Consider the following 12,549-nt stretch of genomic DNA (forward strand, 5'->3'; position numbering starts at 1 on the left):
TTATGTGGAAAACAGTTCTAAGACGTGTTCTATTTATGATCCCTCAATTATTCATTTTGAGTATTTTAATCTTTGCACTTGCAAAATTAATGCCAGGGGATCCATTTACAGGGTTAATTACTCCAGATACAGATCCAAAAACAATTGAAGCTTTAAGAGAAGCAGCTGGTTTAAATGATAGTATTTTGGTTCAGTATGGACGTTGGATAACCAATGCTTTCAAAGGGGACTTTGGTGTAAGTTATACACATAAAATCGCCGTTTCATCTATTATTGGACAACGTGCAGGTAATACAGTATTCCTATCATTGTTTACTATTATTATGACTTATGTCATTGCACTACCTGTTGGTTTATTAGCAGGTCGTTACCAAAACTCAATTTTTGATAAAATTGTTGTAATTTATAACTATATTAGTTATGCTGTCCCAACATTTGTGTTAGGTCTTGTTATTTTATTCCTTTTTGGTTATCAATTACAATGGTTCCCTACATCTGGTTCAGTGGATGTTGGTGTAACCTCAGGAACGTTTGCTTACTTTATGAATAAATTGTATCATTTAATTTTACCTGGTTTAACAGGAGCTATTCTAGGAACCGCAACAACCATTCAATACCTTAGAAATGAAGTCATTGATGCAAAACAACAAGATTTTGTAAAAACTGCTCGTTCTAAAGGTGTTCCAGTAAGTAAAGTGTATTCAAGACATATTTTTAGAAACTCAATGTTACCAATCACTTCTAACATTGGAATGGAATTAGTCGCATTAATTAGTGGTTCAATCTTTATCGAAACAATTTTTGCCTATCCAGGTATTGGTCAACTGTTCATTCAGTCAATTGGAAGTCGTGACTATAGTGTGATTACAGCACTTGTAATGTTATTCGGTGTCATTACTCTAATTGGTACCCTTGTTTCTGATATTCTAATGAGTGTGGTAGATCCACGTATTCGTCTTGACTAAGAACCTGAAAATGTAGAAAAGGAGTGTGTGCTCATATGGCGTCAAATCCAAATGTTGAAGATGTTATTGAAGAGACAGAATTAGATTCTTCTAGTTCAAACCCACCGTTAGGGTTTAAGGTAATTGCTAGAGAATTTTTAAAAGATAAAGTTGCATTAACAGCTTTAATCGTTTTAGTAATTTTATTGTTAACCGTATTTATCGGTGCAATGTTTATTGATCAAAAAGAGGTTATGCGTGTAAGTTTATTAAATAAATTTGCACCACCAAGTTCAGAATTTTTATTAGGTGCTGACTCAGGTGGACGTTCAATTTTAGGTCAGTTATTTCTAGGTGCTCGTAATTCCATTATGATTGGTTTCTCAATTACAGTGATTACTAGTTTTGTAGGGGTAACATTAGGCTTAATTGCTGGTTATTTTGGTGGAGTGATTGATAACATTATTATGCGTATTGTTGATTTTGTTATGATTTTACCAACTTATATGATGATTATTGTATTAATTACAATTGTTCCTAGTTTTACTGTATTTACATTTATTCTTATCATGAGTCTATTTATGTGGGCTGCTAAAACTAGATTAGTTCGTAGTCGTGCTTTATCTGAATCTAGAAGAGATTATGTAAGTGCTTCTAAAACAATGGGTACAAATAATTTCGTGATTATGTTTAGAGAAGTTTTACCAAATATTAGTTCAATTATTATTGTCAATATGACATTAAACTTTGCTGCCAATATTGGAATTGAAACAGGACTTACTTTCTTAGGCTTTGGCTTACCAGCTTCAACACCTAGTTTAGGGACTTTAGTAAATTATGCAAGATCACCAGAAGTTTTATCTGCAAGACCATGGATTTGGGTACCTGCATCATTACTAATTTTAGTCTTGATGTTATGTATAAATTACGTTGGCCAAGCCTTAAGACGTGCGGCTGACGCAAAACAACGATTAGGTTAAGAAAAAGGAGGAAAAGAAATGAACATGAAGAAAAAAGGAACTTCTTTACTAGTTTCACTTGCAACAGTCTCGTTAGTTCTTGCTGCTTGTGGTGGCGGTAATAAGAGTGGTGGTAACGATGCATCAAAAGATAATGGAAAGGAAAACGTTGATAAATCTTTATTTCCAATAGAAACAAGCAATGATAAAGATGCAATTAAAGGTGGCACATTAAATGTAGCTTTAGTTTCTGATTCTGCTTTTAAAGGGATTTTCAGTCAAGAGTTTAATGATGATGCCTATGATTCAAAGATTTTTCAATTTAATGTAGAACCACTATACACTTATGATGATAACTTCGCCATTACAAATGATGGTCCAACAGAAGTTAAGTTTGATGAAAAAGCAAAAACAGCGACCATTACAATTAAAGATGGCGTGAAATGGTCAGATGGTGAAGCTTTAAAAGCTGAAGATATTGCTTACACTTATGAAGTAGTTGGCCATAAAGATTATGACGGTGTTCGCTATGATGAAACCTTCAAAAATATCGTTGGGATGGAAGCTTATCACGAAGGAACTGCTAAAACAATTTCAGGAATTACTATAAAAGACGATCAAACAGTCGTTATTGAATATCAAGAAGTTTCTCCAGCAATGTTAAATGCTGGTGGCGGTATTTGGAGTGGTGTATTACCAAAACATAACTTAAAGGATGTTCCAGTTAAAGAGATGGCTGCATCTGATCAAATTCGTAAAAATCCAGTAACGCTTGGACCTTTCAAAGTGTCAAACATTGTTGCGGGTGAATCAGTAGAGTTTGTTCCAAATGAACACTACTACAAAGGTAAACCTAAATTAGATAAAGTTGTATTGAAACGTATTCCTTCTGATTCTATTGTTGCAAGTTTAAAAGCTGGTGAATATGATGTTGCATTATCAATGCCAACTGATATTTACAAATCTTATGAAGATTTAGAGAATACAACCATTTTAGGTCGTGAAGAATTATCATACACTTATATTGGTTTTAAATTAGGAACTTTAGATAAAGAAAAAGGTGAAGTTGTTACTGATCCAAAAGCAAAAATGGCAGATGTTAAGTTACGTCAAGCGATGGCTTATGCAGTGAACAATGATGAAGTTGGAGAAGCCTTCTATTCAGGTTTACGTCAAAATGCGACTACTTTAATCCCACCTGCATTTGCTGGTTATCATGATAAAGACCTTAAAGGTTACACACAAGATATCGATAAAGCAAATGAGTTATTAGATGAAGCAGGCTATAAAGATGTTAATGGTGATGGTATTCGTGAAGATAAAGACGGCAAACCATTTGAAATTAATTTTGCATCAATGTCTGGTGGCGAAGTTGCTGAACCATTAGCACAATACTATATCCAATGTTGGGAAGAAGTTGGTCTTAAAGTTGTACTTTCAACTGGTAGATTAATTGAATTCAACAGCTTCTACGATAAAGTAAAAGCAGACGATAAAGATATTGATATTTTCCAAGCAGCATGGAGCGTAGGTACTGATCCAACTCCTACTGGTTTATATGGAAGAGATTCAGAATTTAACTTCTCACGTTTTGCAACAAAAGATTTAGACAAATTATTAAAAGATATTACTTCTGAAAAATCATTTGATGAAGAGTACAGAGTGAAAGCATTTACTGCATGGCAAGAATACATGGCGGAAGAACTTCCAGTTATTCCAACTCTATATCGCTATGAAACACTTCCAGTAAGTAATCGTGTTAAAAATCTTGACTGGCATTATGGCGCAACTCAATGGCAAAATGTTGAGTTAACTGCAGAAACAACTGAAAAATAATTGTGATATACGAAAGAGCAAACCTTTGTGTTTGCTCTTTTTATGTTTCTAAATTCTTTAAAATCAACTTATTTGAAGAATATTCAGAAAATTCTTGCTTTATCTATTCTCTGAGTGTATAATGAGAGAAATCTCATTTAATTCTAATGTATTTAATGAGATTGATTGTTGAATCTTAGGAGGATGATTTATGAAAAAGATTGGGAAAAAAGCAATTGTAGCTCTTTTATCAACAACGCTCATTCTAACAGGTTGTGGCGGTGGTAACAAAGATGGGAAAAAAGAAGATACAAAAAATGTCGATGAAGCAGAGAAAAATAAATTTTCGACGATTGTTGAAAATGATGAGAAAGCAATTGAAGGTGGAACTTTACAAGCAGTAATAGCTACTGAATCAGCGTTTAAAGGTGTTTTTAGTAATGAATTTCAAGAGGATGCTTTTGATTCTCAATTGAATGATATTGCGTTAGGTGCTCTATTTACAACTGATGCAGATTTTAATATTACAAATGATGGTGCAGCTTCCTTAGAACTTGATAAAGAAGCGAAAAAAGCAACGATTAAAATTAATGACAATGTGAAATGGTCAGATGGAGAACCATTAAAAGCAGAAGATTTGATTTATTCTTATGAAGTAATTGGTCATAAAGATTATACAGGTGTTCGCTATAATGCAGATATGACAAATATTATCGGAATGGAAGAGTATCATAATGGTAAAGCGGATACTATTTCAGGAATCAAAACAATCAGTGATAAAGAAATTGAAATTTCATTTGAAGAAGTTTCACCAAGTTTATTAGTAGCTGGTGGTGGTATTTGGAATTCAGCAATGCCAAAACACTATTTGAAAGATGTCGCTATTAAAGACCTACAATCATCAGATAAAATTCGTAAAAATCCAGTTGGGTTTGGACCATTTGTGATTACGAATGTGGTACCTGGTGAGTCAATTGAATACTTACCAAATGAGTATTATTACAAAGGTAAGCCTAAATTGGATAAGATTATTTTAAATCGTGCGATTCCAACTGCTGTAGTTGAAGGACTTAAAGGTGGAAAATATGATGTTGCAATTTTGATGCCAACAGAAATTTATCCAACCTATGCTGATTTAGAAAATGTAACAGTCTTAGGTCGTGAAGATTTTGCTTATTCTTACCTTGGTTTTAAACAAGGTAAATGGGATAGCGAAAAAGATGAAGTTGTGACGGATCCAAAAGCCAAAATGGCAGATGTTAAATTACGCCAAGCAATGGGGTATGCGATTGATAAAAAAGCGATTGGTCAAGAGTACTATAGCAATCTTCGTGTAGAAGCAACTTCATTAATTCCACAACTATTTAAAGATTTCCAAAATGATGATATTAAAGGATTCCCTTATGATCCTGAAAAAGCAGAAAAACTATTAGATGAAGCAGGTTATAAAGATGTCGATGGTGATGGCATTCGTGAAGACAAAGATGGCAAGCCACTTGAAATTAAATTCCTATCTCGTTCTAATGGTGAAGAAGCAGAAGCTTTATCAGAATACATGATGCAAGAATGGGAAGCAATTGGCTTGAAAGTAACATTATCATCAGGTCGCCTAGTAGAATTTAATAGCTTCTATGACAAGATTAAAGCGGATGATCCAGATGTAGATGTTTACTTTGGTGCTTGGTCAGTTGGTTCAGATCCAACTCCGACTGGTCTTTATGGTAGAGATGCTGCCTTTAACTATACTCGTTTTGCATCTAAAGAATTGGATACTTTATTGAAAAATATCGCTTCTTCAAAATCATTTGATTTAGAATATAAAAATAATGCCTTCAAAGAATGGCAAGAGTATATGATGGATGAAGCTGTTGTCGTTCCAATGCTTAACTACTATGAAGTATTACCTGTTAATAAACGTGTGAAAGGTTTAGATTGGTCACGTGGTGGTACAAATAGTCTTAGTTGGGAAAAAATTGAACTAACAGCAGAGGAACCATTAAAATAAAGGCTGGGATTTCTCAGTAGAATGAACAGCTGAAGATCCTTTATATAACCTAATCAAGCAAAAAGAACATGAGGAAAACCTTGTGTTTTTTTTGCTTTTAGTATGAAATAAAGAAAAATAAGGAATAATAGTTTTTTTTATAGAAAAATCAAGTATAATGGAAAGGTGTATGATTTTATTTTATTGGAAGGAGGAGAAAATTTGAACGAAAAATTTTTAAAAAGATTAAAAGATGAGTTTGGTATTGTCTTTCAAAATATTTCATTATTGGAACAGGCATTTACCCATTCATCATATGTGAATGAGCATAGGGGGAACCGTTTAAGCGACAATGAGCGGATTGAATTTTTAGGCGATGCAGTCTTGGAGCTTACCATTTCAAGATATTTATTTGAGCACTATCCTGAAATGTCAGAAGGAAAATTAACACGTTTTCGTGCGACAATTGTTTGTGAAGCCAGTTTTTCACAATTTGCTAAGGAATTAGGCTTTGACAAAGAAATACGATTAGGCCGTGGTGAAGAACAAATGAATGGTCGTAAACGTTCTGCATTGCTATGTGACTTGTTTGAGTCTTTTGTTGGTGCACTCTATCTAGATCAAGGATTAGATGCAGTTTTAGACTTTTTAAAACAATTTGTCTTTCCAAAAATTAAAGCCGGTGCTTTTTCACATGTGATGGATTATAAAACACAATTGCAAGAATGGTTACAAAAAAATGGTGAAGTTCTGATACAATATCAGATTTTAGAAGAAGTAGGACCTGCTCATGAAAAACAATTCGTTGTGGCCGTGATAGCAGATGGAAAAGAATTAGCTACTGGAAGTGGCAAAACAAAAAAAGCTGCTGAACAAGCTGCGGCGGAAACAGCACTAAAAAATGAAAAAGTTTGATAGGAAGGAGTTTGTCTTGCCTTGCATTTAAAGAGACTTGAAATATCTGGATTTAAATCTTTTGCAGATAAAACGGTTATTGAGTTTGTACCAGGTGTCACGGCTGTAGTAGGCCCAAATGGTAGTGGAAAAAGTAATATCACAGAAGCCATTAGATGGGTATTAGGTGAGCAATCAGCTAAAAGTCTACGTGGTGGCAGAATGAATGATATCATTTTTGCTGGATCTGAAACAAGAAAGCCCTTGAATATTGCAGAAGTTACACTTGTTTTAGATAATGAAGATCATTTTTTACCTTTAGACTTTTCTGAAATTAGTATTACCAGAAGACTACATCGTTCTGGCGAAAGCGATTTTTATATGAATAAGCAGGCTTGTCGTTTAAAAGATATTGTTGAGCTATTTATGGACTCAGGACTTGGAAGAGAATCTTTTTCAATTATTTCTCAAGGAAAAGTTGAAAGTATTTTTAATAGTAAACCTGAGGAAAGACGTTCAATCTTTGAAGAAGCAGCAGGTGTGTTAAAGTATAAAACTCGTAAAAAGAAAGCCGAACAAAAGTTATTTGAAACAGAAGATAATTTGAATCGTATTCAGGATATTATTTATGAATTAGAAGATCAAATTGAACCTTTAAGAGAACAAAGTACTATTGCAAAGGATTATTTAGAACAAAAAGAAGCCTTAACTAAAGTTGAAACTGCGCTGTTAGTCACTGAAATTGAAGGCTTAAAGGAAAAATGGCAGGAAAGCGAGCTAGCTGTTACACAGGCAACTGAAGAGTTGGTAGGGGTGACGCAAGCTTTGAGCAATTTTGAGGCTGAAGCTGAGTCTTTAACTATAGCTAGAAGTCAGGCTGATCAGACCCTTGATGAATTACAAGCCAAATTGTTAACTATGACACAAGAGCTAGAAAAAACGGAAGGTCAAAAAAATGTTTTATTAGAGCGATCTAAAAATACTGCTGAAAATGAACAACAATTCCAGCAATCAAAAGAAGCCATTTCTGAAAGAATTGCGCAGTCAAAAGAGCAAGAGGTTGCATTGCGTGCTAAAGTCAGCGCTAAAATTGAGGAGCAAAAAGCAATTGAACAACAATTAACTGAAGCTGAAAAAGAATTACGCTTCTACAATCAAGACAGTAAAGCGATGATTGAAGAGCTACGCGGGGAATATGTTGAGAAAATGCAGCAACAAACAACGCTGAAAAATGAACTCACTTTCTTAGAGCGACAATTTACTCAAATGAATGTGAAAAATGAAAAGTCAGATGTAGCCTTACAACAAGTTGTAATGGATCAAAAACAAGCAGCGGAAAAGTTAGATCAAGTCACAACACAGCTTGAGACAACACAAAGTTTGTTAGTAAAAAAACAAACGGATTACCGCACACATCAAACACAATTTCAAAAAGCACAGCAACAATTAGCTGAGCAAGAAAAACTTATGTATGATGGGTTAAGAATTTTACAGCAAGCAAAAGCTAGAAAGGATACTTTGGCTGAATTAGATGAAGACCATGCAGGTTTTTATCAAGGTGTCCGAGAAATTCTCAAGAATAAGCAAAAAATTGGTGGGATTGTTGGCGCTGTTGCAGAATTAATTGAAGTCCCTAAAAATATTGAATTAGCCATTGATATTGCATTAGGTGCAGCTGCACAAAATATTGTGGTGAAGGATGAAGCTAGTGGTCGTAAAGCCATTTCTTACTTAAAAGAAAAACGTTTAGGTCGTGCAACCTTTTTACCGATTACAACAATCAAAAATAGAGCTTTACCTGATAATGTCAGACATGCATTAAAGCAGCAGGAAAGCTTTGTTGGAGTTGCCAGTGAATTGGTGCGTTTCCAACCAACTGTTCAATCTGTTGTAAGCAATTTATTAGGAACAACAATTATTGCGACTGATTTAGTGGGTGCTGGACAATTAGCCAAATTTCTTCAATTTAGATATCGCATTGTAACCCTTGAAGGAGATGTGATGAACCCTGGTGGCTCCATGACTGGTGGCGCAAGTAAAAAGGGCAATCAAGGCAGTGTATTCGCTCGTAAGAATGAGTTAACCTCATTAACAGAGCAGATTGCTAAGATGACAACTGAAACTACTGAACGTGAGAAAAATGTGCGTTTAGCCAAACAGCTTGTTAAGAAAGAAGAATTAACCTTAGAAGAACTTCGTGTAGCTGGAGAGGCCATTCGAATTGAAGAGCAGCAATTAAAATCATTACATGAGCAGTTGGCAGAAAAAGCGGCTCGTTTAGAACGAGAATTAAAAGCGTATCACTTTGAGCATCATGAATCTCAAGAGGAAGTTGCGCAGTATCATGAACGTAAGCAAGCTGCTGCAGATGAGATGGCGCAAGTTCAACAAGAAATGAGTGAACTGGATCAAAAAATTAAAATGCTAGCTTCTGAAAGTGAGAGAAGTCAAGAGCTACAAGAAAAAGCGGCAAATGCTGTCTTTGAGTGTAAAGCACAATTAGGTATTGTGAAAGAGCAAAGAGCAAGTCTCTTGCGAGAAAAAGAAGCAATTGATACACAAATTAGACAAGCAGAAGCTGAACTTGAGATGCTGACGGAGCAATTGAATGCAGTGCTTGAAAATAGAAATTCTCATCAGTTTACTGAAGAAGAATTAACGATGAAGCTTGAGCAATTAACAACTAGCCGCAGAACAACAGAAATGGCCATTCAAGAACAGCGTGAGACAAGAGAAGCCTTACAACAACGTATTTCTGAAATTGATCGCACGATTACAGCTAAAAATAATGAAGAACGTTTACTTTTAGAGCGTAAATCGAAAGCTGAAATCGCTATGAACCGTTGTGATGTGGATATTGAGAATCGTTTAGATCGCTTAAGAGAAGAATATTATCTCAGCTTTGATGGTGCTAAAACAACAACCAGTTTGGAAATACCTGTTGATGAAGCCCGTCAAAAAGTTAAATTATTGAAACGTTCAATTGAAGAGCTAGGTACAGTCAATTTAGGTGCGATTGAAGAATTTGACCGCGTCAATGAGCGTTTTACTTTCTTAAGTGAACAAAAAGAAGATTTATTGACAGCCAAAGCCAGCTTGTTTGCTACAATGGAAGAGATGGATGAAGAAGTTGAGAAGCGCTTTGCTGAGGTCTTTTATGCCATTAAAGAAAAATTCTCAGAAGTGTTCCCAGCAATGTTTGGTGGCGGTCATGCCGAGCTTGTTTTAACCAATCCAGAAGATTTGTTAAATACAGGAATAGACATTATTGCCCAACCACCAGGTAAGAAGCTACAAAGCTTAAGCTTACTATCAGGTGGAGAACGTGCTTTTACAGCCATTGCCTTATTATTCTCAATTATCCAAGTACGTCCAGTGCCGTTTTGTATTCTTGATGAAGTTGAAGCAGCATTAGATGAGGCCAATGTAGCGAGATTTGGACGCTATTTAAATCAATTTAATACAGATACACAATTTATTGTGATTACTCACAGAAAAGGCACAATGGAAGAAGCAGATGTGCTTTATGGTGTGACCATGCAAGAATCTGGTGTGTCTAAAATTGTTTCTGTTCGTTTAGAAGAAGTTGAGCAAGATGGTAAGATTAAACTTTCACAAAATTAATACTGGAGGTTCTTTGAATGATTAAATTAATTGCCATTGATTTAGATGGTACACTGTTAAACCAAGATCATGAAGTGAGTGAGCGGAATAAACAGGCCTTACTAAAGGCCAAAGCACAAGGTGTCAAGGTGGTTCTTTGTACAGGGAGACCACTTCTTGGAATGCGTCATCTTTTAGCAGAAATTGGCTTACAGGATGATGGCGACTATGTCATTACTTATAATGGTGGTCTTGTTCAAAAAGCCGATACAGGTGAAGTTTTGCATCAAATCACATTAAACAAAGAGCAGCTTGAAGAAATTTATCAAGTCAGTCAAGGTATTCAAGTCCCAATGCATTATATTGATTTAGAAAATGTTTATTCACCAGCAGGCCCAACAGATGCACATTCTCTTTACCCAAGCATTATGAAAGTATTACCTTTTGTACCGCTTGAGGTTGCAGATGCCCCTGATGATATTCAAGTTAATAAAATTCTATATTGTTGTGAAGCAGATATCCTAAATCAACGTACTGCGGCTTTATCAGAGGCTTTTAAAACCTCTTATACCGTCATAAAATCTCGACCTGTGTTACTTGAGATTATGCATAAAGAAGTTGATAAAGGAACTGGAATTGCTGCATTAGCGAAGCATTTAGGCATTAACCAAGAGGAAGTGATGACACTTGGGGATGAAGAAAATGATTTAGCGATGATTGCTTATGCAGGTTTAGGTGTTGCCATGGGCAATGCAACAGATGAAGTGAAGGCGATTGCGAACCATGTGACTGCAACAAATGAAGAAGATGGTGTCGCTTTAGCGGTTGAAAAATTTGTTTTAAATGAAGGGTAAACAAAATAAGTTAGCAAACGTTTGATTTTGCTAACTTATTTTCATTTGCATGGATATTCGCAGGACTAAAATTATGATACAATGAATAAGGAAAATAAAAGTTTCTAGTGAGAAATCAGCTAAAGGAGCCAACATATATGGGATTTTTTGATAAATTAAAAAGTGCGTTTACAAGTGAACAACCAGAAGTAACTGAAACGACTGAAAAATATGAAAAAGGATTGGAAAAAACAAGAAAAAGCTTTTCTGATCGATTAAATGAATTATTTGCGAATTTTAGAAGTGTGGATGAAGATTTCTTTGATGAATTGGAAGAACTGTTAATTGGAGCAGATGTTGGGTTTGATACCACTTTAAAAATTACTGAAGCATTAAGACAAGAAGTGAAATTAAGAAATGCTAAAGAGCAATCGGAAGTCCAAAATGCGATTATTGAAAAGCTAGTAGATTTATATGAGCAAGGAGATACAACCAAACAAGCAATCAAGTTAAATGCGGATGGCTTAACCGTGATTCTATTTGTTGGTGTGAATGGTGTTGGGAAAACAACGACGATTGGAAAGCTTGCACATCAATACTTACAAGAAGGTAAAAAAGTAATGCTTGCTGCGGGAGACACCTTTAGAGCTGGAGCAATTGATCAATTAGTTGTTTGGGGTGAACGTGTTGGCGCTACAGTTGTTCGTGGCAAAGAAGGCGGTGACCCAGCAGCAGTTGTCTTTGATGCGGTAAAACATGCAAAAGAGCAACAAACTGATATTCTTTTAGTAGATACAGCGGGTCGATTACAAAATAAAGTCCATTTAATGAATGAGTTAGAAAAAATGAAACGTGTGATTGAAAAAGAAGTGCCGGATGGTCCACATGAAGTTTTATTGGTGTTAGATGCTACGACAGGTCAAAATGCGATGATTCAAGCAAAGCAGTTTAAAGAAACAACAGATGTGACTGGGATTGTTTTAACCAAGCTTGATGGCACAGCTAAAGGTGGAATTGTTCTAGCGATTCGCAATGAATTGCAAATTCCAGTGAAGCTAGTAGGCTTAGGTGAAGGAATGGATGATTTACAAGTATTTGATCCAAATGAATATGCTTATGGCTTATTTGCACAGTTAATTCAAAAATAAATGATCATAGTAGCGGGATAAAACTCTGAGAGTTTTATCCCGCTTTTTTGTATCTTTTGAAAACCACGAGCTATGCTTGTGGTTCAGTAGAGCTTCAAGCGGTGTCTCAGGGTTTTAAGAAACCTCCCAAAATGCTAAAGTTAGATTGGTTCGTCAACCACTAACAAAAGATTAAGGGAGGAATATCCAATGAAGGACAAAGCCAGTTTAGCACACACAAAGTGGAAATGTAAGTATCATATAGTATTTGCACCAAAATACAGAAGACAAGTGATTTATGGAAGATTAAAAAAAGACATAGGAGCAATATTACGTCAGCTATGCGAAAGAAAAGGAGTAGAAATACTGGAAGCAGAAGCTTGTATAGAT

At 35.3% G+C, this 12,549-nt stretch carries 9 protein-coding genes; all 9 read left to right on the forward strand.

Going from position 1 to position 12,549, the window contains the following annotated elements:
* Positions 1-2 precede the first annotated feature (2 nt).
* A complete protein-coding gene (gene opp4B, locus BMW29_RS04300) occupies positions 3-965 on the forward strand; it encodes an oligopeptide ABC transporter permease (RefSeq protein WP_092650693.1) in 963 nt (320 codons plus the stop codon).
* A 35-nt stretch (positions 966-1,000) separates the two neighbouring features.
* Positions 1,001-1,924: an ABC transporter permease gene (locus BMW29_RS04305; protein WP_092650695.1), complete on the forward strand. Its 924-nt coding sequence runs from the start codon at positions 1,001-1,003 to the stop codon at positions 1,922-1,924.
* A gap of 24 nt (positions 1,925-1,948) precedes the next feature.
* A complete protein-coding gene (gene opp4A / locus BMW29_RS04310; protein WP_092650721.1) occupies positions 1,949-3,739 on the forward strand; it encodes an oligopeptide ABC transporter substrate-binding protein in 1,791 nt (596 codons plus the stop codon).
* Positions 3,740-3,938: 199 nt separating this feature from the next.
* Positions 3,939-5,723, forward strand: a complete 1,785-nt coding sequence (locus BMW29_RS04315) for an oligopeptide ABC transporter substrate-binding protein (protein WP_425431586.1) — start codon at positions 3,939-3,941, stop codon at positions 5,721-5,723.
* A 201-nt stretch (positions 5,724-5,924) separates the two neighbouring features.
* Entirely contained in the window at positions 5,925-6,617 is a 693-nt protein-coding gene (rnc, locus tag BMW29_RS04320) for a ribonuclease III (RefSeq protein WP_092650699.1), read from the forward strand.
* Positions 6,618-6,638: 21 nt separating this feature from the next.
* Complete coding sequence (gene smc / locus BMW29_RS04325; RefSeq protein WP_092650701.1) at positions 6,639-10,220, forward strand: chromosome segregation protein SMC; 3,582 nt, start codon at positions 6,639-6,641, stop codon at positions 10,218-10,220.
* 17 nt (positions 10,221-10,237) lie between these two features.
* Positions 10,238-11,053, forward strand: coding sequence for a sugar-phosphatase (gene yidA, locus BMW29_RS04330; RefSeq protein WP_092650703.1), 816 nt, complete (start codon positions 10,238-10,240; stop codon positions 11,051-11,053).
* 137 nt (positions 11,054-11,190) lie between these two features.
* The gene (ftsY, locus tag BMW29_RS04335; RefSeq protein WP_092650705.1) at positions 11,191-12,180 is read left to right on the forward strand and encodes a signal recognition particle-docking protein FtsY; all 990 of its coding nucleotides are present in this window, start codon (positions 11,191-11,193) and stop codon (positions 12,178-12,180) included.
* A gap of 189 nt (positions 12,181-12,369) precedes the next feature.
* Positions 12,370-12,549 (forward strand): IS200/IS605 family transposase (gene tnpA, locus BMW29_RS04340; RefSeq protein ID WP_143047331.1); only part of this gene is annotated, 180 nt, incomplete at its 3' end.

The organism is Isobaculum melis, from assembly GCF_900111355.1.
GTDB lineage: Bacteria > Bacillota > Bacilli > Lactobacillales > Carnobacteriaceae > Isobaculum > Isobaculum melis.

Bases quoted from the DNA above. Each gene is read 5' to 3' on its own strand.
- opp4B (WP_092650693.1), top strand. From the start codon at position 3: ATGTGGAAAACAGTTCTAAGACGTGTTCTATTTATGATCCCTCAATTA.
- BMW29_RS04305 (WP_092650695.1), top strand. From the start codon at position 1,001: ATGGCGTCAAATCCAAATGTTGAAGATGTTATTGAAGAGACAGAATTA.
- opp4A (WP_092650721.1), top strand. From the start codon at position 1,949: ATGAAGAAAAAAGGAACTTCTTTACTAGTTTCACTTGCAACAGTCTCG.
- yidA (WP_092650703.1), top strand. From the start codon at position 10,238: ATGATTAAATTAATTGCCATTGATTTAGATGGTACACTGTTAAACCAA.
- ftsY (WP_092650705.1), top strand. From the start codon at position 11,191: ATGGGATTTTTTGATAAATTAAAAAGTGCGTTTACAAGTGAACAACCA.